This window comes from Acinetobacter lwoffii (genome assembly GCF_019343495.1).
Classification (GTDB): Bacteria; Pseudomonadota; Gammaproteobacteria; order Pseudomonadales; family Moraxellaceae; genus Acinetobacter; species Acinetobacter lwoffii_P.
Genome location: NZ_CP072549.1, coordinates 1,301,695 through 1,325,435, shown reverse-complemented (window position 1 = coordinate 1,325,435; position 23,741 = coordinate 1,301,695). Strand labels below are relative to the sequence as shown.

The following is a 23,741-nucleotide window of genomic DNA, read 5'->3' as shown; positions in this document are numbered from 1 at the left end:
AGATGAGTAGAGGTACTCGTACATTTCATATCTACCGCTACGATCCTGACAAGGATAAAGCACCGTACATGCAAACTTTTAAGCTGGAACTGACTGACAAGCACCGTATGTTGCTTGACGCACTTCTCGCATTAAAAGTACAGGACGAAACTTTAACGTTCCGTCGTTCATGTCGTGAAGGTATTTGTGGTTCTGATGGCGTGAACATCAATGGTAAAAACGGTTTGGCGTGTCTTTGGAACCTGAACGATTTACCAAATGAAATTACTGTTCGTCCATTGCCTGGTCTTCCTGTAGTGAAAGATCTGGTGGTTGACATGAACCAGTTCTATGATCAGTACAACAAGATCCATCCATTCTTGATCAACAACCAGCCTGCACCGCCTAAGGAACGTTTACAGTCTCCTGAAGAGCGTGAGCATCTTGATGGTCTGTATGAGTGTATTCTTTGTGCATGCTGTTCAACTTCATGCCCGTCATTCTGGTGGAACCCGGACAAGTTCTTGGGTCCTTCAGCATTGTTGAACGCTTACCGCTTCATCATTGACTCGCGTGATACGGGAACACAAGAGCGTTTGGCTCGTCTAGACGACCCGTTCTCATTGTTCCGTTGTAAAGGCATTATGAACTGTGTATCTGTATGTCCTAAAGGCTTGAACCCAACTAAAGCAATCGGTCACATCCGTAACATGCTTCTAGATATGGCTGGCTAATTTAGACTGCAATAAACAGTTTTTCAAAAAGCACACCACTTGGTGTGCTTTTTGCTTTATAGGGCTCCATAAACGAACAGTGGTAGCGAAAACTGCTGTTATTGGTGCTGTATCTCATATGATCAAATCGAGTGATGAATCATTGCAGAGCATTCTGGTCGGATTTATGCACTATTATGATGTTGTTTGAGGTATTTATGATTTTTAGATGTAATTCTGGACTGAAAAAGGTTTTCAATAATGTTATTATATAACGCAAAGTTGCAAAGGGAGTGGATTGGAAGATTTACTCTCTTTTTGTTTATCAAAAAGATGTAGGACTTTAGTCTACGCTGAATGTGTTTTTCATTTAAAGCTCCCTATGTTAGAGTAATTTCTGACGGAAGTATTTGACTAAAAAACATGCGTTCCTCGTCAAAAAAATCAATTGATTAGTCGAGATCGTGATAGCATTTAGCACAAGACTATATTTAAAAAATGTGTGGGCCGATGTACATTTTTTAAACACGGAAAAAGTAGAGACTGGTATATAAATGTAAGTCAAAGTCGCTTTAGAAAAAATATAGTTTAAATCTTTGTTTTTTCTAAGTCGATTTGCAAAAAATTGCTCGGTCACGATCGGGTATTCAATGAGTGATGATGCCGCTGAGGGGCGTTATTGTTCATTAAACATATCAAGATTTTCTTGGTGTGGTGATAACGCCTCATGGCTTATGCCTTATGGGGGACTAGTATCATATTACCAATTTGATGCTAATAATCCTGGGTTTTGCTTAAAAAGCATCCTGAAAATGTTTTTGCAATAGGAAATGGGTCCACAAATGCAAGAAGTTGCTGACGCTCTGCGTCTTGACACTGAACTTTCCGCTGATAGTGCAGCGTATATTGAAGAACTTTATGAGCAGTATCTGACTGCTCCAGACTCAGTGGGTGCTGACTGGAGAGCGTACTTCGATAAATTCCCAAAAGGTGATCAACCACACAGTAATGTACGTGAGCAATTCCTACTTTTAGGTCGCAATTCAAGCCGTATTCAGCCTATTGTTCAGTCGACAGTCAGCTCAGAGCATGAACGTCGTCAAATTGGCGTGCTACAGCTGATTGCTGCTTACCGTAACCGTGGCCACCAGAAAGCAAAACTGGATCCATTAGGTTTGGCGAAGCGTGAAGTTGTGCCTGATCTAGATCTTGCTGCGCATGGTTTGACTCAGTCTGACTTAGACACAGTATTCAATACTGGTAACCTGGCGATCGGTAAAGAAGAAGCGACTTTGGCTGAAATGGTTCAGTCAATGGAAGCCACTTACTGTGGTTCAATCGGTGCTGAATACATGCACATCGTGGACACCAAAGAAAAACGTTGGATTCAACAACGTCTAGAAAGTGCACGCGGTCAATATGGCTTCAATGCTGATCAAAAGAAACATGTCCTTGAGCGTTTAACTGCAGCTGAAGGCCTAGAAAAATATCTTGGTAATAAATTCGTTGGTGCCAAACGTTTCGGTGTTGAAGGTGGTGAAGCATTCATCCCGATGGTCAATGAAATTATTCAGCGTGCAGGTTCTGTAGGCTGTAAAGAAGTTGTGATCGGTATGCCTCACCGCGGCCGTTTAAACCTTCTTGTTAACATCATGGGTAAGAACCCGGCTGACCTGTTTGGTGAGTTCGAAGGTAAATCTATTCACAAGAAAGGTTCTGGTGACGTTAAGTATCACCAAGGCTTCTCATCTAACGTGATGACTCCAGGTGGCGAAGTTCACTTGGCATTGGCGTTTAACCCGTCACACCTTGAAATCGTAGGCCCTGTGGTTGAAGGTTCGGTACGTGCACGTCAAGTACGTCGTAAAGACATTGGCGGCGATGACGTATTGCCACTAATCGTACACGGTGATGCTGCATTTGCAGGTCAGGGCGTTAACCAGGAAACTTTCCAGATGTCACAAACTCGCGGTTATACCGTGGGTGGTACAGTGCACATTGTAATTAACAACCAGGTTGGTTTCACGACGTCTGATCCACGTGACGCACGTTCTACAGAATACTGTACTGACATCGCAAAAATGATTCAGGCACCGATCTTCCATGTGAATGGTGATGATCCTGAAGCTGTGGTGTTCATTTCACAATTGGCACATGACTTCCGTCATACCTTCCGTAAAGACGTTGTGATTGACATGTTCTGCTACCGTCGTCGTGGTCATAACGAAGCGGATGAGCCAGCTGCAACTCAACCAATGATGTATCAAGTGATTAACAAGAAAGCGACTACGCGTACGCTTTATGCGGATCAATTGGTACAACAGGGTGTTCTTGATCGCGCAAGTGCAGATCAAATGGTTGAAAACTACCGTGCAGACCTGGAAGCGGGTAATCACGTTGCCAATGCACTGGTACTTGAACCAAACAAAAAAATGTTTGTGGATTGGACTCCTTACTTAGGTCATGAGTACACAGACGAGTGGGATACAACTTTCCCAATCGAACGTCTAAAAGAGCTTGGCAAGAAAATGCGTGAGCTTCCTGAAGGCTTCGTGATGCAGCGTCAAGTTGCAAAAGTAATTGATGACCGTCTGAAAATGCAAACGGGTGAAATGCCTCTGAACTGGGGTGCTGCTGAAACTCTGGCGTATGCAACTGTACTAGATGATGGTTACTTGCTTCGTTTAACGGGTGAAGACGTAGGTCGTGGTACTTTCTCACACCGTCATGCAAAACTGCATAATCAGGTAGATGGTTCAACTTATCTTCCACTGTGTAACCTGAAAGAAAACCAGCCGCGTACTGCAATCTATGACTCTTTGTTGTCAGAAATGGCTGTATTGGCATTTGAATATGGTTATGCGACGACTCTTCCTAAGAGTTTGATCATCTGGGAAGCACAATTCGGTGACTTCGCAAACTGTGCACAGGTTGTCATTGACCAGTTCATCTCATCTGGTGAAACCAAATGGGAGCGTGTATGTGGCTTAACTATGCTTCTTCCACACGGTTTTGAAGGTCAAGGTCCAGAACATTCATCTGCACGTTTGGAACGTTTCTTGCAGCTATGTGCTGAAGACAACATGCAAGTCATCACACCGACTACGCCTGCGCAGATTTTCCACGCATTACGTCGTCAAGCGATTCGTCCAATCCGTAAGCCATTGATTGTTACTTCGCCGAAGTCTTTACTTCGTCACAAGCTTGCTGTATCTAGCCTTGAAGAGCTTGCAAACGGTACATTCCAGACCGTGATTGATGAAGTAGACAACATCAACAAGTCAGATGTAACCCGTCTGGTTCTGTGTGGTGGTAAGGTGTATTACGACCTAGTTGAAAAACGTCGTGAAAAAGAATTGAACAACACTGCAATTGTACGTATTGAACAATTATATCCATACCCAGAAAAACGCCTGGCAGAAGTGCTTGCGCAATATCCAAACGTGAAAGAACTTGTTTGGGCGCAAGAAGAACCGAAGAACCAAGGCGCTTGGTTGTTCATCGCACCGCGTCTATATGACGACGTGATGAAAGCGGGTAAACAAGTACGTATTAGCTATGCAGGCCGTGAAGCTTCTGCTGCACCGGCATGTGGTTCACCATATTTGCATGCAAAACAACAAGCTCAGCTCATCAACGACGCGCTTGCGATCGACGCTGAATAATCCAGGAGATTCTAAGTAATGGCAACCGAAATTAAAGCACCGGTATTCCCAGAGTCAGTTGCGGACGGTACGATCGCAACTTGGCACAAACAACCAGGTGAAGCAGTGTCACGTGATGAAGTGATCTGCGATATTGAGACTGATAAAGTTGTTTTAGAAGTTGTTGCTCCTGCAGACGGTACACTTGCATCTATTATTAAAGGTGAAGGCGATACTGTTCTTTCAGCTGAAGTCATTGCACAGTTTGAAGAAGGTGCTGTTTCTGGCGCTACGCAAACTCAAGCAGTTCAGTCTGAAGAGAAAGTTGAACAAGCTGCTGCTCAAACTGAAGCGGGTAATGCACCGATCGTTGAACGTCAACAAGTACAGGATCAGGCTCCAGCAGTGCGTAAAGCATTGACTGAATCTGGTGTTGCAGCTGCTGACGTTGCAGGTACAGGCCGTGGCGGTCGCATCACGAAAGAAGATGTGGCAAATCATCAAGCGAAACCGGCAGCACCTGCAGCGCAACCATTAAGCGTTGCAGTGGGCGAGCGTATCGAAAAACGTGTTCCTATGACTCGCCTTCGTAAGCGTGTTGCTGAACGTTTACTTGCAGCGACTCAAGAAACTGCAATGTTGACCACGTTCAACGAAGTGAACATGAAACCAATCATGGAAATGCGTGCTCAATACAAAGATGCATTCGAGAAGCGTCATGGTGCGCGTCTTGGCTTCATGTCATTCTTCGTTAAAGCAGCAACTGAAGCACTTAAACGCTATCCAGCGGTAAATGCTTCAATTGATGGCGATGACATCGTGTATCACGGTTACTACGACATCGGTGTTGCAGTTTCATCTGAGCGTGGTCTAGTGGTTCCTGTTCTTCGTGATACAGACCGCATGAACTATGCTGAAGTTGAAAACGGCATCCGTGCATATGCCGGCAAGGCACGTGACGGTAAACTGGGTATCGAAGATATGACTGGCGGTACATTCACTATTACTAATGGTGGTACTTTCGGTTCATTGCTTTCTACACCAATTCTAAATACACCACAAACTGCGATTCTGGGTATGCATAAAATCCAGGAACGTCCGATGGCGGTGAATGGTCAAGTAGAAATCTTGCCAATGATGTACCTTGCACTGTCTTATGACCACCGTTTAATCGATGGTAAAGAAGCAGTCGGTTTCCTTGTAACAATCAAAGAATTGTTAGAAGAGCCAGCGCGTCTGATCCTTGATCTGTAATTTATTCATTAAAAATCTCCCCTAACCCCTCTTTAAAAAGAGGGGAAGATCCCCCTTTGGAAAAGGGGGATTAATAAGGGGGATTAGTTGGAGATAAACATGTCTCAATTCGATTTAGTCGTAATTGGTGGTGGCCCGGGCGGCTACGAAGCAGCAATTCGTGCAGCTCAACTTGGTTTTAAAGTTGCGTGTATCGAAAAACGTATTCATAAAGGTAAACCCTCTTTAGGTGGTACTTGCTTAAACGTCGGTTGTATCCCGTCTAAAGCTTTACTTGATTCTTCACATCGTTATGAAGATACCGTTCAGCATCTAGATGACCATGGTATTACGACTGGTGAAGTTAAATTCGATCTTTCTAAAATGCTGGCTCGTAAAGACAAAGTTGTAGATCAATTGACTGGCGGTATCGATCAGTTACTTAAAGGTAATGGCATCGAGTGGTTAAAAGGTACGGGTAAACTGCTTGCAGGTAAAAAAGTAGAATTTGTTTCTCACGAAGGTGAAACTCAAGTTTTAGAGCCTAAATATGTGATTCTTGCGACGGGTTCTGTACCAGTAAATATTCCAGTGGCTCCTGTAGATCAAGAGTTAATTGTTGATTCTACTGGCGCGCTTGAATTCCCAGAAGTTCCTAAACGTCTTGGTGTCATTGGTGCAGGTGTTATCGGTTTAGAGTTAGGTTCAGTATGGCGTCGTCTAGGTGCAGAAGTGGTTGTGTTTGAAGCACTGGATACATTCTTGCCAATGGCGGACAAAGCATTGGCGAAAGAATATCAAAAAATCTTGAAAAAACAGGGTTTAGATATTCGTTTCGGTGCCAAAGTTTCAGGTACTGATGTTAATGGTCGTGAAGTGACTGTTAAATATACCCAAGGCGGTGAAGACAAAGAACAAACTTTCGATAAATTGATCGTTTGTGTAGGTCGTCGTGCTTATGCTGAAGGTTTATTGGCAGATGATTGCGGTATTAAACTGACTGAACGTGGCTTAGTTGAAGTAAACGATTGGTGTGCAACTTCTGTTGAAGGTGTTTATGCGATTGGTGACTTGGTACGCGGTCCAATGCTTGCACATAAGGCAATGGAAGAGGGTGTAATGGCAGTGGAGCGTATCCACGGTCATGCTGCTCAAGTGAACTATGACACCATCATCAGCATAATCTATACCCATCCAGAAGCAGCTTGGGTGGGCTTAACTGAAGAGCAAGCCAAAGAAAAAGGCCATGAAGTGAAAGCAGGCCAATTCCCGTTTGCGGTGAATGGTCGTGCATTGGCAGCTGGTGATACGGCTGGTTTTGTGAAATTCGTTGCTGATGCGAAAACAGACCGTCTTTTAGGTATGCACGTTGTGGGTCCTAATGCATCTGATATCGCACACCAAGGCATGATTGCGCTTGAGTTTGTTTCTTCAGTTGAAGATCTTCAGTTGATGACTTTCGGTCACCCGACCTTCTCTGAAGTGGTACATGAAGCTGCACTTGCAGTTGATGGGCGTGCGATTCACGCGATCCAACGTAAGCGTAAGTAATTCGAAAAAAGAGCGACTTAGGTCGCTCTTTTTACATTTCATGGTTGTTTTTATTGGAACAATCATCTAAAAATAAAGATAACGATTTTAAGAAATGCTGGTACTGCTTTGACGGACGTCTGGGTGCTAGTGGGTTATAACAAGGCAAAGAAGTAATAAAAGGTTATTCAATGAATTTACATGAGTATCAAGCAAAAGCGCTATTAAAAAAATATGGTATGCCTGTGCAGGAAGGAATACTTGCCACCAATGCCGATGAAACGGTGCATGCTTTCGAGCAGCTGGGTGGAAAGTTCGCAGTATTGAAAGCACAGGTGCATGCGGGTGGCCGGGGTAAGGCTGGTGGGGTAAAAGTGGTGAAATCGGCTGCCGAGGCTGCTGAATATGCCAATCAGATTATTGGTTCACGCTTGGTGACTTATCAGACTGATGCCAATGGTCAGCCGGTCAATAGCATTTTAGTCTCTGAGGATGTTTATCCGGTTGAGCGCGAGCTGTACTTGGGTGCTGTAGTGGATCGCTCGACTCGCCGCATCACTTTTATGGCGTCGACTGAAGGCGGTGTTGAAATTGAGAAAGTGGCCGAAGAAACCCCTGAAAAAATTATTAAAGTTGAAGTTGATCCTTTAGTCGGTCTAATGCCATTTCAGGCGCGTGAAGTTGCTTTCGCACTTAAACTCAAAGATGGACAAATTAATCAGTTTGTTAAAGTCATGACGGCTGCTTATCAGGCATTTGTAGACAATGATTTTGCACTTTTCGAAATCAATCCGCTGTCTGTGCGTGAAAACGGCGACATTCTGTGTGTCGATGCCAAAATCGGAATTGATTCGAATGCACTGTACCGTTTGCCTGAAGTGGCGGTACTACGTGATAAGTCTCAGGAAAATGAGCGTGAGCTAAAAGCTTCAGAGTTTGATCTGAACTATGTAGCGCTGGAAGGTAACATTGGTTGCATGGTCAATGGTGCCGGTCTTGCCATGGCAACCATGGATATTATCAAGCTTTATGGCGGTCAACCCGCCAACTTCCTGGATGTGGGTGGTGGTGCAACCAAAGAGCGCGTGATTGAAGCCTTTAAAATTATCCTTGCCGACACTTCTGTGCAGGGTGTATTAATCAATATTTTTGGTGGAATTGTACGTTGTGACATGATTGCTGAAGCAATTATTGCAGCGGTTCAGGAAGTAAATGTGACCGTTCCTGTGGTTGTTCGCCTTGAAGGCAACAATGCAGAACTGGGTGCAAAATTACTGAATGAATCAGGTTTGAAATTGATTTCTGCACACGGTCTTGCTGATGCTGCAGAAAAAATCGTTGCTGCTGTAAAAGCTTAAGGAGTATCTAGCATGAGCGTATTAGTTAATAAAGACACTAAAGTATTGGTACAGGGCTTTACAGGCAAAAACGGTACATTCCATTCTGAACAGGCTCTGGCCTACGGCACTAAAGTCGTGGGTGGTGTAACCCCGGGTAAAGGTGGTCAAACTCATCTGGAACTGCCTGTATTTAATACCATGCGTGAAGCGGTGAAAGAAACGGGTGCAGATGCTTCGGTGATTTATGTTCCGGCACCCTTTGTACTGGATTCTATTGTTGAAGCGGTTGATTCTGGCATTGAGTTAATTGTGGTGATTACTGAAGGTGTACCGACCATCGATATGCTCAAAGCCAAGCGTTATCTGGAAACCAATGGTAATGGCACACGTCTGATCGGACCAAACTGTCCGGGTATTATTACGCCGGGTGAATGTAAGATCGGGATCATGCCGGGGCATATTCATCAGCCGGGTAAAATCGGGATTATTTCGCGTTCAGGCACACTGACTTATGAGGCTGTGGCGCAAACCACAAAACTCGGTTTAGGTCAGTCGACTTGTATCGGTATTGGTGGAGACCCAATTCCGGGCATGAACCAGATTGATTGCTTGAAATTGTTCCAGGAAGATCCGCAAACTGAAGCCATCATCATGATTGGTGAGATTGGTGGTACAGCTGAAGAAGAAGCAGCTGAATATATTCAATCGAATGTGACTAAGCCAGTTGTTGGTTATATTGCGGGTGTAACTGCACCTAAAGGCAAACGTATGGGTCACGCAGGGGCGATTATTTCAGGTGGTAAGGGTACAGCAGAAGAAAAGTTTGCTGCCTTTGAGCGTGCGGGTATGGCCTATACGCGCAGTCCTGCCGAACTCGGTTCAACCATGCTACAAGTGTTAAAAGATAAAGGTTTAGTTTGATATTCACATTAGACCTTCAATAAAAAAGCTCCCAAATGGGAGCTTTTTTATATCTCATTCTATTTTTAAGTTTTAGCTTTAAGGCTCTGAGTCATGCCGTTGATATCTCCACCCTGAATACCAAGCTCACTCATCAGGCTGTCAATGAGCGGTGCCTGGCTACGATAGCGCAGGGCGCTATTCACCACCTGATCTGACAGGGCAACATTGCTACCTTCATGATGGGCATCTGCCTGACAGGCACCGGCATGACCGCCATGTAGGCCATTCACTTGAAGAATCTTGATATCATCAATATTTTCCATTGGCTTGACACTTTCCCGGATAATTTCAGGCAAGTATTTCAGCATAGCTAAACGAATCTGCATTTCAACCTGTTCAGGTGACAGGACGTTATTGGCTTCATTGACCGCACGGGTACCTTCAGCATCGACCTGATACTGTTTTTCCATCGCTTGAGCCAGTAGGATTTTTGCATCCGCTTCGCCCTTGGCCTTCAGGCGGACTTTTTCTGCTTCAGCCTCAGCCGCAATCCGCACTGCTTCTGCATCATCTGCTGCCGCCTGTTTGCCAGCTTCAGCGGCAACTGTAATTGCAATTGCATCTTTTTCAGCATGTTCTTTGGCTGCGACCAGTTCAACTGCTTTTTGACGCTCTGCCTGCTGGATTTGACGTACGGTGATGACTTCTTCTTCCGCTTTTACCGCTTGTGCACGCGCCTGATCGGCTTGGGCTTTGGCTTCAGATTCAGCACGTGATTTTTCCGCAATGGCAATGGCGCGATCCTGTTCAGCCAGTTCAATAGTTTTCTTTTGCTCGACCTGAGCCTTTTGAATCAGCTGAGCCTTTTGAATATTTTCATTTTCAACATCACGGGCGGCCAGAATACGCTTGAGTTCAACTTCTCGTTCAGCGGCAATTTGTGCTTCTTTTGCTTCGCGTTTTTTGCCGGCTTCCTGAGCGGCAATTTCAGCCAGTTGTTCAGCTCGGCGAATGGCAATTTCACGCTCTTGTTGCAGTTTGGCATATTCTTCTTCACGAATAATTTGCAGGCGTGCCTGTTCTGCTTCCAGATTTTTGGTTTTAATCGCCAGATCGGTATCCTGTTCAATGTGGTTACGCTTGCGGCGACGATCTTCAATGGTTTCAGTGAGCTTGGTCAGACCTTCGGCATCAAACGCATTTTGTGGATTGAAGTATTTAAATCCGGTCTGATCCAGTCCAGTCAAGGAAACGGTTTCAAGCTCTAGACCATTTTTATGCAGGTCTTCTGAAACCACTTGCTGTACTTTTTGCACGAAATCGACGCGTTTTTCATGTAGTTCTTCCATGGCCATTTCTGCAGCTACTGCGCGCAATGAATCAACAAATTTACCTTCCACCAGATTTTTTAGTTCATTTGGTGACATGGTCTTTTGACCAAGGGTTTGTGCTGCGGTTGCAATTGAATCTGCGGTAGGCTTGACTCGTACATAGAATTCGGCCATGACATCGACCCGCATTCGGTCACGAGTAATCAGTGCTTGATCATCTGCACGGCGTACTTCTAGGCGTAAGGTATTCATATTCACCGAAATGGTTTCATGCAACACTGGAAGCACAATTGCACCTCCACCTAAAATCACTTTTTCTCCACCCCAACCGGTACGCACAAAGGAAATTTCCTTGCTTGAACGACGGTATAAGCGTGCAATGATGAGACCGAAGGTCACCAATGCTACAAAAATAATTCCCGCAATAATTAAAATATTATATAAATCAAATGTTAACATTGTTATAAAGTCTCAATTGAGTACTAGCTAAATAAAATTAAAGTGCAATGGCTTGAAAGCCGTTCTTGGTTTTGTGGGTTAGAACTACATTCTGACCTTGATTTAAAATTTGATTGTTTTCTGGTTCGACCAGCACATAATGGGTCTGGCCATGTTGATCCCGAACTTTGGCTTGTGCTGGAGAATTCACTTTGGCATCTCCGAGAATAATGGTCGCGGTACGTCCGATGAGTTCATCGCTATGAATCGCAGAGGTTTCGTCTTGGGGCAGGAGCTTACTAGCGGCCATAGCGAGAAAGCGCACCACAGGCATACACAGAAACAGGCAGGCCGGAGAAATCAGCCAGACACTAAATAGTTGGCTGGTCAGGCGCTCAAATATGCCCTGAATCAATAAACCGCTTAACCCATAACTGGTCAGAAAGATGATTAGCCAGATAAATAAAGGCAGACGCCCCAGATATAACCAGTCAAATACTTTGCTGAAAACACCCGGAGACTGATCCGGGCTTATTTCTGGTTGCAGGGGATCTTCAGGTAAAAACTGTTCGAAGATATGCTGAGAGCCGCCGCCGAGCAGCAATAGAATACATTCTAGTGCAGCAAACATCAGCATTAGGCTCAGGCTAATACTAAATACGATATTTGATGGATGCGTAAACAGTTCCCACATTTCTTTATCTCTATAATTATGTTTTTAGGAAAAGTGTCTGAAAGTTTTTATTGATATAACGATAACAGTAATTACTGATTTTGTATGCAAAAAAATAACAAAAAACCCGATAAACAAGGATTGAATATATTGATTATTTAATAATTATTGAACTATTAAAATTAATAATAAACCATAAGAAGCTAACTGGATGTTTGAGCAAGTGATGCCATAGCGGCAATAGGAATTCTGAATAGCATGGCACTCTGTGTGTGCTTGCCTGAGAAAGTATAGAGATACATCGACCTGAGTATCTCCAAATTTTTCTGTTCAAGTTTAAAGTAGGGCAGTCTGAATCCGGACTTTCATATCTAGAGTCTGTTGCAGAATATAGTGTTGCATCCATTTGACTTGTTCGCCCATAGGATTGACCTTGACTGCAGTATTCAGGAAGTTGAGATCAGGCTGCTTGAAAAGCTGCTTTTGCAAGGTTTGCTCCAAAATCTGACTGTTGGTGGTCAAAGGTAATGCCACTAGATAGAACGCTTTAGGATAATTATAAAAGGCATATAATAAGTTAAAGGCTTTTTGATCACCTTTGATGTTGCCAGCACCAATTTCGTAAGCTGCGTTCTGGTTACTATAAGTAACGCCGATTAGAAATTCCCAATGACCTTCTTGCAAACGCAGACCAAACTGTAATCCGATTTGATCCGCGGTCAGCTCGTGTTGCAGATAGATATTTAAAGGCTTGCCATCATCACTGAAAGGTTCTTGCAAGACTAGAATATGTTGCTGATGCTGATAAATGTAGTCCGCAAGCTGGGCCTGTTCCAGACGGTTTTTTACAGTGGCGAGATCAAAAGCGCTATAAGGCATAAGCAAAGTATATCAAGGGGGAGAATGGAATCTTACTCTAGTAATTTTTTAATTATTTGAGAACCACTACTTTAGATTATTTAGCTCTAACTTTATTGGTTTAGCTGCAGGATTGTAGAGCAATCTAGCTTAAAATGCGCAGACTTGATGATACTCATCATTGATTCATAAAAACTGATATTCATTATTGATGAATTTTTATATGAGCTTTTGATATATCAATATCATAAAACAAGCAATGGATAGGATAAGTAAATCACTATAATGAATATAAATTTTCAAAAGTGTCATAAGTACACGTTTTTCTAAGCTGGTGTTGTCCATGTCGTTAAATGAGGAAAGACTTACTCATCTCAAACAGCTTGAAGCTGAGAGTATTCATATCATCCGCGAAGTTGCTGCCGAGTTTGAAAATCCGGTCATGCTGTATTCGATTGGTAAAGATTCAGCGGTCATGCTGCATCTTGCGCTAAAAGCGTTTTACCCAGCAAAACTTCCATTTCCATTATTACATGTCGATACAGGCTGGAAGTTTAAAGACATGATCACTTTCCGGGACAATATGGCGAAAACCCATGGTTTCGATTTGATCGTGCATCAGAATAAAGAAGGGGTCGATGCCGGTATTAACCCGTTCGATCACGGCAGTTCTAAATATACCGACATCATGAAAACTCAGGGCTTAAAACAGGCCTTGGACAAATACGGTTTTGATGCTGCTTTTGGTGGCGCGCGCCGTGATGAAGAAAAATCACGTGCCAAGGAACGTGTTTATTCATTCCGTGATTCAAAACATCGCTGGGATCCGAAAAACCAGCGCCCAGAACTTTGGAATCTTTATAATGGTAAAGTGAACAAGGGCGAAAGTATTCGTGTATTCCCTTTATCTAACTGGACCGAGCTGGATATCTGGCAATACATCTATTTGGAAAGTATTCCATTAGTACCACTTTATTTGGCTGCAGAACGTCCTGTGGTTGAACGTAGTGGCACACTTATTATGGTTGATGATGAACGTATGCCTTTAAAAGAAGGTGAAGTTCCACAAATGAAATCGGTACGTTTCCGTACGTTGGGTTGTTATCCATTAACAGGTGCTGTGGAATCTACAGCCAATACCTTGCCGGAAATTATTCAGGAAATGTTGCTGGCAACCAGTTCTGAGCGTCAAGGTCGTATGATTGACCATGATGAAGCAGGCTCGATGGAGAAGAAGAAGCAGGAAGGCTACTTCTAGAATCTCTCCCGACCTCTTTTTAAAAAGAGAGGAGATTTCCCCCTTTATAAAGGGGGGTACAGGGGGATCAAAAACCGATTTCTAAAGAATATGTGGAGCTTTGAGCGATGTCTCATCAATCTGATTTAATCAGCCAAGATATCTTGGGCTATCTGAAACAACATGAAAATAAAGATCTGTTGCGTTTCCTGACTTGCGGTAACGTGGATGATGGTAAATCGACGTTAATCGGTCGTCTGCTATACGATTCAAAATTGATTTATGAAGATCAATTACAGGCCGTGACCCGTGACTCGAAAAAGGTCGGTACGACTGGCGATGCACCTGACTTGGCACTTCTGGTCGATGGTTTACAAGCAGAGCGTGAGCAAGGCATTACCATTGATGTGGCATATCGTTACTTCTCGACTGAAAAACGTAAGTTCATCATCGCGGATACGCCGGGACATGAACAGTACACCCGTAACATGGCAACTGGTGCATCGACGTGTGATCTTGCGATCATTTTGATTGATGCGCGTTATGGCGTGCAAACCCAGACGCGTCGTCATACTTTTATTGCGAGTTTGCTCGGTATCAAAAACATCATTGTTGCAATCAACAAGATGGACTTGGTGGAATTCTCTGAAACACGTTTCAATGAAATCCAGGCTGAATATGCGGCATTCGTTGCACAATTGGGCGATCGCAAACCAAGCAATATCATTTTTACGCCTATTTCTGCACTGAATGGCGATAACGTGGTGAACAAGTCAGCCAATACGCCGTGGTACACTGGTGAAACGCTGATGGGTACGCTTGAATCGGTGGAAATTAACCGTAGTTCAGCGAAGCAGGATTTCCGTTTCCCTGTGCAATACGTCAATCGTCCGAACCTCGACTTCCGTGGTTTCTGCGGTACGATCGCACTTGGCGATATCAATGTTGGTGATACCGTAACAGCTTTGCCTTCTGGTAAATCATCGACTGTTAAAGAAATTGTCACTTTTGATGGCAACTTTGAGCATGCAGTTGCAGGTCAGGCAGTGACTTTAACGCTTAACGATGAAATTGATATTTCACGTGGTAACGTGTTAATTCGTGCGGATCAAGCTGTTCCAAATATTTCCCGTTCAGTTCAAGCGACTGTTGTGTGGATGGCAGATCAACCACTTGTACTGGGTAAGCTGTACAACATCAAGATTGGTACGCAAACCGTTCCGGCAAAAGTAACGGCAATTCATTACCGTACCAACGTTAACACATTGGAAAAAGTTCAGGTGGATAAACTTGAGCTAAATGCAATCGCCAATGTGACTGTTGAATTTGATGCACCAGTGGTCTTTGACCGTTATCAAGACAGCCGTTTCACCGGTTCGTTTATCTTCATCGATCGTTTGAATAACGTGACGATTGGTGCTGGTATGGTGGAAGAATCAGTTGAATGGTCTGCACACGATGAGCCTGTCACTGCAGAAGCACGTGCGGCACGTTTGGGTCAAAAACCTGCTGCGGTGACTGTATCTGGTAAAGCTTTGGAAAATGCTCAGGCGCTAGAAAGCTTGCTGATTCAGCAAGGGATCGTTGCTATTGCTAAAGCAGGTTTGAATGCGGAGCAGGTTGCACTGGTTCGTGAAACTGGTGTGGTTGTGATTACCGATGCTGCTGAAGGTACAGACACGACTTTAACCGTAGATACAGTTGAAGAACTTGCTGAGAAGATTGTGGAATTGGTTCGTCTTTAAGACTGGACTGATTTGAAGAAACCCGCTGAAAAGCGGGTTTTTTATTGCCTAAATTTTGATTGCATGAAAATCATTCGATTAGTCAAAATGTGATCTTTCAATTTACTAGTCAATTAATACAATACTCCCTAGATTTGGGGAATATATGAAAAAATTAATATTGCTGGCTGGCTTGTGTGTGGCTTTTGGAGCTGAAGCCAAACAGAGCAGCCAAAGCGTTGAAGCAATCAAGCAAAAAATAATCCAGCAGTCGATTGAGAATTATCCGGGAAATTGTCCGTGTCCTTACAATACTGCAAGTAATGGTAGTCGTTGTGGTAAGCGTAGTGCTTATAATCGTGCAGGCGGATATGCGCCGCTGTGTTATCCGGAAGATGTGAGTGATCGAATGGTAAAGGAATATAAAGGGCGTAGTTAATTAAAGGCTCCGTATTTAGATAGTGAGCTAAAAAAAATATTTTTGTTAGATTTGGCTTCACATGGGTAATTATTCATAAGAATCATTGAGGACTAAGGCCAGAATTGCTTTCATTTCGGTTAAACTTTTCACGCCTGCAATCCTTTTAATAATTTCTCCATTTCTAAAAATAAGCGTAGAAGGCAAACCATAGGCATTATAGCGCAAGGTTAAAATCGGAGACTGATCCACATTGATCTTGCCAAATTTAACTTCAGGATTTATCTCAGCATAGTATGTCGCCAGTTCGGCAAAGATCGGAAAATTCTGAACACAGGGCTTGCACCAGTCTGCATAAAAGCGAATCACGGCAAAACCTTCAAACCACTCAAAATCACTGTAATTGTTTTCGTTATATTCGATCACTTGGGTCATGGTTGGCCTATTATCAATTTCCTGAATAGTCCCCCGATTATACATAAGTCCGATGTAGCTTCATTCCTCATGCTAACTATGTTCAAATAAGTCCAAGATATATGAAATGCATAGATTAGGGAAAGAAATCATGTCGCAACAAACCATGCAGCAAGTCATTATTACAGAACCAGGTGGTGTCGATAAACTCGCTTATGAAACGGTGACTGTACCTGAACCTAAAGCAGATGAAGTTCTGGTGAAAGTTCATGCCTTTGGTATTAACCGTCCAGATATCCTGCAGCGTCAAGGCTTATATCCGATGCCGAAAGGGGTAACGCCAGTTCCTGGCCTGGAAGTGGCAGGTGAGGTGGTTGCGATTGGTAGTGATGTAAGTCAGTTTAAAGTTGGTGATCAAGTCTGTGGTTTGACCAATGGTGGCGGTTATGCTGAATATTGCGTCATACCTGAAAGCCAGACCTTGAATATTCCTGAAGGCGTAAGTTTTGTACAGGCAGCGGCCATTCCTGAAACTTTCTTTACTGTATGGGCGAACGTGTTCCAGATGGGTAAGGCCAAAGCAGGGGAAACTGTACTGGTACATGGTGGAACGAGCGGGATTGGTACGACTGCTTTAATGTTATGTAAATCACTCGGAATCAAAACTTTTGCAACTGTCGGTTCAGATGAAAAAGTTGCAGCGATTTCTGATTTAACCACGGCTATTAACTATAAAACTCAGGACTTTGAGCAAGTGATTAATGAGCAGACCGACAATGCTGGTGTTGATGTCATTTTAGATATGGTCGGTGCACCTTATTTAGAGCGTAATTTGAATTTGTTGCGCCGTGATGGACGTCTGGTCTATATCGCTTTCTTGGGAGGTGCCAAAGCTAAAGAAGTTAAACTCGGACAAATCATGATGAAACGTCTGACCATTACCGGTTCGACCATGCGTGCACGTAGCATGGCTGAAAAAGCGGAAATTGCACAAGGCCTGAAAGAGCAGATTGCACCATTATGGGCAAAAGGCGAATGTTTGCCGATGATCTATAAAACGTTTAAGTTTGATCAAATTCAAGATGCTCATGCCGCAATGGATACTGGAGAGCATGTGGGTAAAGTTGTAGTTGAAATTATTTAATACGAGATAAGTGATTCAAAAAAAGCCAGTAATTTTACTGGCTTTTTTTAATTTTAAGTAAAATATTATTACAAATAAATATATAAAATCTTGAATAAAAATTAAAAAATGTTAACTGTTCGACACAACCTGTCAATTATGACACGTAAATTGCATGTATAGATAATTCCGACCAAATGGTTAAACATTCACATGAATGTGAGAGGGAAAATAAGATGAAAATTATTTCAACAGCATATAGTTCAAAACATAGTTTAAGAGCATTACGACGTATTCATAAAATGATTATTCGCGGAACCATCAGCTGGGTAGAGTTACATAAAATGTATCGGGCGATGCTGCATCTGGAGCGTTATATGGAAAGATTAACAATACAAAATCGTCATTCAAGCAAGAAAGCATCCAGAAAATCCAAATAAGATCTTGTATTTTTAGGGTGAATAAAGGGTCAAGATCTGATGCAAAAAAATATCTTAGACTTTGTCCTAATATTATTCATTGATCGGCATTCAGTATAATCATTCAACATCTAGCGATAAATAAGTACATGAGAATGTATTAAGTGGGGATTTATGAAGCGCCCAGCTTCAACACATGAGCGTCTTGCAGAGCGTTTAGCCAGAATTTTGACCAAATTAAACGTCGGATATCAACTCCGGGCTGCAGAGCTAGCTGCAGAATTTCAGGTCAGCACCCGCACCATTGAGCGTGATTTTGATCGTCTAGGCTCTTACTTACCCTTACTTCAAGATGAACAGAAACGATATTATCTGGAACCCTCTTATTTAGGGCGGTTTAAATTGCAGGATATCCAGACTTTTGCCCAGCTTTCGGGGATCAGTGAATTGTATCCGGCGTTGGATATGTCTTTTATGCGTGAACTGCTGGATGAGCGGGCAAATCAGGTATTTTCGGCAAAAGGCTATTATTTTGAAGATGCCAAACAGTTTGCCGAACATTTCAAGTTGCTTGCAAGCGCAATCTATAAACGTCAGCAGGTTGAGTTGCAATATTCAGATCAATTGCGAATCATTAAGCCTTATCGCTTGATTCACCATCATGGTATCTGGTATCTGGTGGGCGTAGATCAGGACAAGTTGCGCACCTATCGCTTAAGTCAGGTGCAACAACTCAAGCTGGTTTCTGAGGTGGAGAGCTTTGCGCATGATCCTGAAATACTAAAAATACTGGTAGATGAAGACAGCATCTGGTTTGGGCAGCAAAAGCAGCAAGTCTTAATCAAGGTACAACCTGAAGTCGCGGTCTTTTTTAAAGAGCGCCGTTTATTTCCAGAACAGCAGATCGAGCAGGAAACTGGGACTGGAGAGTTAGTGATTAGTTGCCAGATTCGTCACGAAATGCAGTTATTGCCTTTGGTGCGTTACTGGTTACCTTATGTGAAAATTATTGAGCCGATTCATTTCCAGCAAAAACTGGAACAGGATTTGCAAGGATATTTACGTTCTGCTGGATGATATTGAGAAAGCAGAGCAGGAGGGCCTGATTAATGATGACACTTTAAATGGGAATTTAATTTACTTATTTTTTGACTAACTAAATTACAGACATAAAAAAACCAGCTTTCGCTGGGTTCTTTATTTGCACCATCTTTCTATAGTAGAAGAATGGTGCCCGAGGCCAGACTCGAACTGGCACGCTTTGTGGGCGGGGGATTTTAAATCCCCTGTGTCTACCGATTTCACCACTCGGGCTTTAACAAGATGGAGGCGGAGGTCGGAATCGAACCGGCGTCCACGGAGTTGCAGTCCGCTGCATGACCACTCTGCCACCCCGCCGCGTCTTGTTGATGCGTATATTAGCAAGCTCAGAAAAAAAAACAATAGTGTATTCATCTGTATGCGCATAAAAACATCATCTGGCGGAAAATATTTAAATTATTCATGTAGAATGTGCAAAATTGATTCATATCAACACTTGGGAGAAGTGCCGTGGCATTAGTTCTAGACGGTCGTGCATTGGCGAAGCAAATTGAAGCTGACTTGTTTACTCGCGTAGAAGCGCTGAAAGCAAAATCAGGTCGTACTCCAATTCTTGCGACGATTTTGGTAGGTGACGATGGTGCATCTGCAACTTATGTTCGCATGAAAGGCAATGCCTGCCGCCGTGTTGGTATGGATTCACTCAAAGTGGAACTTCCTAAAGAAACCACAACTGAAGAATTATTGGCTGAAATTGAAAAATTAAATGCAAATCCTGATGTGCACGGTATTCTGCTTCAGCACCCGGTTCCTGCACAAATTGATGAGCGTGCCTGTTTCGATGCAATCTCGCTTGAAAAAGACGTAGATGGTGTCACTTGCCTGGGCTATGGTCGTATGGCAATGGGTGAGGCAGCCTATGGTTCAGCGACGCCTGCGGGTATTATGACTATCCTGAAAGAGAACAACATTGAAATCGCTGGTAAACATGCGGTAGTTGTAGGTCGTTCTGCAATTTTGGGTAAACCAATGGCTGCGATGCTGCTAGAAGCGAATGCAACCGTAACCATTTGCCATTCACGTACTCAAGATCTTGCAAGCTTTGTTAAGCAAGCAGATATCATTGTCGGTGCGGTAGGTAAAGCAGAATTAATTCAAAAAGACTGGATCAAACAAGGTGCAGTGGTTGTTGATGCTGGTTTCCATCCACGTGATGGCGGTGGTGTTGGTGATATCCAACTTGTTGGCATTGAAGAAATTGCTTCTGCTTACACACCAGTTCCGGGTGGTGTAGGTCCAATGACGATTACCACTTTAATCCGTCAAACGGTTGAAGCTGCTGAAAAAGCTTTAGGTTAATCAAATCCTCCCTAACCCTCCTTTTTCAAAGGAGGGAACTCTGATCACTATTTTTGGATGGAGTTTCCCCCTCTTTTTTAAAGAGGGGCTAGGGGAGATTCTTCAAAGACATTAATACTAATTAAAAGAAATCTAATGAGCTGCACCTTCCGACTCCCTCAAGCCCCAGAACATCTACTAAAAGCCTTGCATGATGTGATTCCACACTGTGAGCTACATGCACAGCAATTGCCGGATACACCCATTTCCCTGTGGCTGATTCCGCCAGTATTCCCAACAGATAAGCTGGATGATGAGGTGATTCGTCGCATTTGGAATGATACACCATACTGGATCTTTTGCTGGGCCTCAGGCTTGGCGATGGCGCAGTGGCTATTGGCAGAGCCGCATCATATTAAAGACAAAGTAGTTTTGGATTTTGGGGCGGGATCGGGCGTAGTTGCCATTGCGGCGAAAATGGCAGGTGCAAAACGTGTGATCTGCTGTGATATCGATCAAGTTAGTCTAGATGCCTGTCGTGCCAATGCAGAGCTAAATGATGTCGAGCTTGAATATCTGGATGACCTATATAAGGCAGAGAAGGTGGATATTTTATTAGCCGCAGATGTGCTCTATGATCAATGTAACCGTTTCTTCCTGGATGAGTTTTTAAAATTTGCACCTGAGGTGTGGGTTGCAGACAGTCGGGTAAAAAACTTTAGTCATCCTCAATATGAAAAACTGGATGAGCGTAGTGCGACGACCTGGCCGGATTTGGATGAATCGCCCGAATTTCGTAATGTCAGTTTCTATAAAACACGTTAAATTTAAAAAATTAAAAAGGGCACTAGGCCCTTTTTGATTGTCTTACTCTGCTTAAGTAACTAAGTATCAGATATTAAGAACAGGTATAACGAATAACCCGCATGGTCGTAGGGCGGGCTTCTAAAGCTTCGCGTGCACCCGGGTTCTCGCTATTATGTAAATCAGGCGTATTGCTCAAGCTGATTTGCGTGCGGCTATTACCCAGTTGGCGGCCATAGTTTTCCTGTTCCGCAGTTGGATTGGAAATTTCATTGGTGCTTAAAATCTGGATGTTGTAAGTTTTGGAATTTCCTAATACGTGTCTGCAAGCGGCTTGCAAGCGATTTTCATCCTGGCTTGGTCGTCCTGAGAGGGTGTAGCTCAAGGTTGCTGTATTGCCTGAACGTTCCAGAATTTCATAGCCACTTTGTCCATTGAATTGATGGGGTGTGGTCTGACATGCACTCAGTACGAAACTGCTCGCAGCCATAGCCAAAATTACTGTTGTTCTTTTCATATTTATAGTTCCTGAAGTCTTGGCTTAAGTATGCCATATTTTGCTTAAACTGCTGCTCTGGTCAATTGTGATCAATTGTTTAAACAGCCAATAAAAAAGGCCGCTTACGCGACCTTTTTTAATTAAATCAGCAATTAAGCAGATTTAACCGCAGCAATAAGTTCTGCTTGACGAGTTTTTAACGCTTCCGGTAAACGCTCACCTAACTTATCGAACAATTCAGTATGGCTTTCAAGCTCTTTGATCCATTGATCTTTGTCTTGAGAAGTTACTAGGTCAAACTGTTCTTTAGTGAAGTCAGAACCAGTCCAGTTCAGCTGTTCGTAAGTAGGAACTAGGCCGATTGGTGTTTCAACAGCATCAGCACGACCTTCACAACGGTCAATGATCCACTCAAGAACACGCATGTTTTGGCCGAAACCAGGCCATACGAAGTTGCCTTCAGCATCACGACGGAACCAGTTCACGTTGTAGATACCTGGAAGTTTGTTGCCAGCAGCAGCAGCTTTCGCACCCACTTGCTCACCCATTTCTAACCAGTGCGTGAAGTAATCTGCCATGTTGTAGCCCGCGAATGGAAGCATCGCGAACGGGTCACGACGAACAACACCTTGTTGACCAACAGCAGCAGCAGTTGTTTCAGAGCCCATCGTTGCAGCTTTGTAAACACCGTCAACCCAGTCAAATGCTTCTGAAATTAGAGGCACTGTGTCTGCACGACGACCACCGAAGATGAACGCAGAGATTGGAACACCTGCTGGATTTTCCCAGTCAGCATCAATAGAAGGGCACTGGCCAGCAGATACTGTGAAACGTGCGTTTGGATGCGCTGCTTTTTCTTCGCCAGTGTGTGGTTGACCTTTCCAGTTAGTCAAGTTAGCAGGCGCTTCTTTAGTCAGACCTTCCCACCAAACTTCACCGTTGTCAGTCACAGCAACGTTGGTATAAATCACGTCTTTGTGCATGGTTGCCATACAGTTCGGGTTGGTTTTAGTATTGGTACCAGGCGCTACACCGAAGAAGCCAGCTTCAGGGTTGATTGCATATAAGCGACCGTCTTCACCTGGTTTGATCCAGGCAATATCGTCACCTACAGTTTCAATCTTCCAGCCTTCATAGCCAGCTGGTGGAATCAACATAGCGAAGTTTGTTTTACCACATGCAGATGGGAATGCAGCTGCGATGTAGTGTTTTTCGCCTTGTGGATTGGTCACGCCAAGGATCAGCATGTGTTCAGCTAACCAGCCTTGTTGACGACCCATAAATGATGCAATACGTAATGCCAGGCATTTTTTACCCAATAATGCGTTACCGCCATAACCAGAACCATAAGACCAGATCTCACGAGTTTCTGGGTAATGCACGATGTATTTTTCTTTGTTGCAAGGCCATGCAACATCTTTTTCGCCGTTCGCAAGCGGAGCACCTACAGTGTGTACGCAAGGAACGTATTCACCGTCAGTACCAAGAACGTCATAAACAGCTTTACCCATACGAGCCATTTTAGACATGCTTACTGCAACGTAAGGAGAGTCAGTTAACTCGATACCGATATGAGCGATATGAGAACCCAATGGACCCATTGAGAATGGAACCACATAAAGTGTACGACCTGCCATTGAACCGTCAAATAAACCGTTCAATTTTTCGCGCATGACAGCAGGTGCTTCCCAGTTGTTGGTCGCGCCAGCATCGTCTTTGTTTTCAGAACAGATGTAAGTACGATCTTCAACACGTGCTACGTCAGAAGGATCAGAATTTGCAAGATAAGAACCAGGATGAGTTTCTTGATTCAGCGCTTGCATTGTGCCGTTAGCGATCATCAAGTCGATATAACGTTGATATTCTTCTGCGCTACCGTCACACCATTCAATTTTTGCTGGTTTTGTTAATTTAGCAATCTCTTCCACCCAAGCAATAAGCTTAGGGTGACGAACGAATTCTGGTGCGTTCACTTGGGTCATGGTGAGGCCTATCTCAAATGTGTACAAATTAGATGTACAAAGTACAATCCGAGCAATAAAAAATATCGCCCAGATGAAATATGAAAAAAAGTGGCTGTAT

General features: G+C 43.5%; 20 protein-coding genes and 2 tRNA genes. 14 read left to right on the top strand and 8 right to left on the bottom strand.

Annotation, left to right across the window (positions count from 1 at the left end):
* The first annotated feature begins 2 nt into the window (after nt 1-2).
* From J7649_RS06285 to sucD, 6 genes are all read left to right on the top strand, one after another.
* Nucleotides 3-713, top strand: coding sequence for a succinate dehydrogenase iron-sulfur subunit (locus J7649_RS06285; RefSeq protein WP_004279433.1), 711 nt, complete (start codon nt 3-5; stop codon nt 711-713).
* 821 nt (nt 714-1,534) lie between these two features.
* Nucleotides 1,535-4,357 (top strand): 2-oxoglutarate dehydrogenase E1 component, encoded by a 2,823-nt coding sequence (locus J7649_RS06280; RefSeq protein ID WP_004279434.1) that lies wholly within the window; start codon nt 1,535-1,537, stop codon nt 4,355-4,357.
* An 18-nt stretch (nt 4,358-4,375) separates the two neighbouring features.
* Nucleotides 4,376-5,590 carry a 2-oxoglutarate dehydrogenase complex dihydrolipoyllysine-residue succinyltransferase gene (odhB, locus tag J7649_RS06275; RefSeq protein ID WP_004279435.1) on the top strand — a complete coding sequence of 405 codons (1,215 nt, stop codon included), beginning with the start codon at nt 4,376-4,378 and terminating at the stop codon, nt 5,588-5,590.
* A 99-nt stretch (nt 5,591-5,689) separates the two neighbouring features.
* A complete protein-coding gene (lpdA, locus tag J7649_RS06270; RefSeq protein WP_219309864.1) occupies nt 5,690-7,120 on the top strand; it encodes a dihydrolipoyl dehydrogenase in 1,431 nt (476 codons plus the stop codon).
* Nucleotides 7,121-7,290: 170 nt separating this feature from the next.
* Nucleotides 7,291-8,457, top strand: coding sequence for an ADP-forming succinate--CoA ligase subunit beta (gene sucC / locus J7649_RS06265; protein WP_219309862.1), 1,167 nt, complete (start codon nt 7,291-7,293; stop codon nt 8,455-8,457).
* A 12-nt stretch (nt 8,458-8,469) separates the two neighbouring features.
* Nucleotides 8,470-9,360, top strand: a complete 891-nt coding sequence (gene sucD, locus J7649_RS06260) for a succinate--CoA ligase subunit alpha (RefSeq protein WP_004646291.1) — start codon at nt 8,470-8,472, stop codon at nt 9,358-9,360.
* Between the two features lie 65 nt (nt 9,361-9,425).
* Here the strand turns inward: sucD and J7649_RS06255 are convergent, their stop codons facing one another.
* The 3 genes from J7649_RS06255 to J7649_RS06245 form a co-directional block, all read right to left on the bottom strand.
* Nucleotides 9,426-11,132 carry a flotillin family protein gene (locus J7649_RS06255; RefSeq protein WP_219309860.1) on the bottom strand — a complete coding sequence of 569 codons (1,707 nt, stop codon included), beginning with the start codon at nt 11,130-11,132 and terminating at the stop codon, nt 9,426-9,428.
* Between the two features lie 37 nt (nt 11,133-11,169).
* Nucleotides 11,170-11,805 (bottom strand): YqiJ family protein, encoded by a 636-nt coding sequence (locus J7649_RS06250; protein ID WP_180037696.1) that lies wholly within the window; start codon nt 11,803-11,805, stop codon nt 11,170-11,172.
* Between the two features lie 315 nt (nt 11,806-12,120).
* Nucleotides 12,121-12,663, bottom strand: coding sequence for a hypothetical protein (locus tag J7649_RS06245; RefSeq protein ID WP_219309858.1), 543 nt, complete (start codon nt 12,661-12,663; stop codon nt 12,121-12,123).
* A gap of 322 nt (nt 12,664-12,985) precedes the next feature.
* Here J7649_RS06245 and cysD point away from each other — a divergent pair, with 322 nt between their 5' ends.
* From cysD to J7649_RS06230, 3 genes are all read left to right on the top strand, one after another.
* Nucleotides 12,986-13,900: a sulfate adenylyltransferase subunit CysD gene (gene cysD, locus J7649_RS06240; RefSeq protein WP_180086583.1), complete on the top strand. Its 915-nt coding sequence runs from the start codon at nt 12,986-12,988 to the stop codon at nt 13,898-13,900.
* Nucleotides 13,901-14,007: 107 nt separating this feature from the next.
* A complete protein-coding gene (gene cysN, locus J7649_RS06235; RefSeq protein WP_219309856.1) occupies nt 14,008-15,624 on the top strand; it encodes a sulfate adenylyltransferase subunit CysN in 1,617 nt (538 codons plus the stop codon).
* A gap of 145 nt (nt 15,625-15,769) precedes the next feature.
* On the top strand, nt 15,770-16,042 hold the full coding sequence (locus J7649_RS06230; RefSeq protein WP_004279462.1) for a hypothetical protein: 273 nt from the start codon (nt 15,770-15,772) through the stop codon (nt 16,040-16,042).
* A gap of 69 nt (nt 16,043-16,111) precedes the next feature.
* On the opposite strand, the gene J7649_RS06225 is transcribed toward J7649_RS06230, so the two are convergent.
* Nucleotides 16,112-16,456, bottom strand: coding sequence for a thioredoxin family protein (locus tag J7649_RS06225; protein ID WP_219309854.1), 345 nt, complete (start codon nt 16,454-16,456; stop codon nt 16,112-16,114).
* 130 nt (nt 16,457-16,586) lie between these two features.
* Between J7649_RS06225 and J7649_RS06220 the strand changes: the two genes are divergently transcribed.
* The 3 genes from J7649_RS06220 to J7649_RS06210 all read left to right on the top strand — a co-directional run bounded on the left by J7649_RS06220 (nt 16,587) and on the right by J7649_RS06210 (nt 19,054).
* Nucleotides 16,587-17,579, top strand: coding sequence for an NAD(P)H-quinone oxidoreductase (locus tag J7649_RS06220; RefSeq protein ID WP_219309852.1), 993 nt, complete (start codon nt 16,587-16,589; stop codon nt 17,577-17,579).
* 215 nt (nt 17,580-17,794) lie between these two features.
* Nucleotides 17,795-17,998: a hypothetical protein gene (locus J7649_RS06215; RefSeq protein ID WP_005107506.1), complete on the top strand. Its 204-nt coding sequence runs from the start codon at nt 17,795-17,797 to the stop codon at nt 17,996-17,998.
* Between the two features lie 153 nt (nt 17,999-18,151).
* Nucleotides 18,152-19,054: a helix-turn-helix transcriptional regulator gene (locus tag J7649_RS06210; protein WP_005246948.1), complete on the top strand. Its 903-nt coding sequence runs from the start codon at nt 18,152-18,154 to the stop codon at nt 19,052-19,054.
* A 151-nt stretch (nt 19,055-19,205) separates the two neighbouring features.
* On the opposite strand, the gene J7649_RS06205 is transcribed toward J7649_RS06210, so the two are convergent.
* A tRNA-Leu gene (locus J7649_RS06205) sits at nt 19,206-19,291 on the bottom strand.
* 10 nt (nt 19,292-19,301) lie between these two features.
* Nucleotides 19,302-19,375, bottom strand: a tRNA-Cys gene (locus tag J7649_RS06200).
* A gap of 153 nt (nt 19,376-19,528) precedes the next feature.
* Here J7649_RS06200 and folD point away from each other — a divergent pair.
* A complete protein-coding gene (gene folD, locus J7649_RS06195) occupies nt 19,529-20,377 on the top strand; it encodes a bifunctional methylenetetrahydrofolate dehydrogenase/methenyltetrahydrofolate cyclohydrolase FolD (protein ID WP_004646309.1) in 849 nt (282 codons plus the stop codon).
* A gap of 135 nt (nt 20,378-20,512) precedes the next feature.
* Nucleotides 20,513-21,181 (top strand): class I SAM-dependent methyltransferase, encoded by a 669-nt coding sequence (locus tag J7649_RS06190; RefSeq protein ID WP_219309850.1) that lies wholly within the window; start codon nt 20,513-20,515, stop codon nt 21,179-21,181.
* Between the two features lie 73 nt (nt 21,182-21,254).
* On the opposite strand, the gene J7649_RS06185 is transcribed toward J7649_RS06190, so the two are convergent.
* Together J7649_RS06185 and J7649_RS06180 are read right to left on the bottom strand one after the other, a co-directional pair.
* A complete protein-coding gene (locus tag J7649_RS06185) occupies nt 21,255-21,677 on the bottom strand; it encodes a hypothetical protein (protein ID WP_004646311.1) in 423 nt (140 codons plus the stop codon).
* Nucleotides 21,678-21,811: 134 nt separating this feature from the next.
* Nucleotides 21,812-23,641 carry a phosphoenolpyruvate carboxykinase (GTP) gene (locus J7649_RS06180; protein ID WP_005246943.1) on the bottom strand — a complete coding sequence of 610 codons (1,830 nt, stop codon included), beginning with the start codon at nt 23,639-23,641 and terminating at the stop codon, nt 21,812-21,814.
* Nucleotides 23,642-23,741 lie beyond the last annotated feature (100 nt).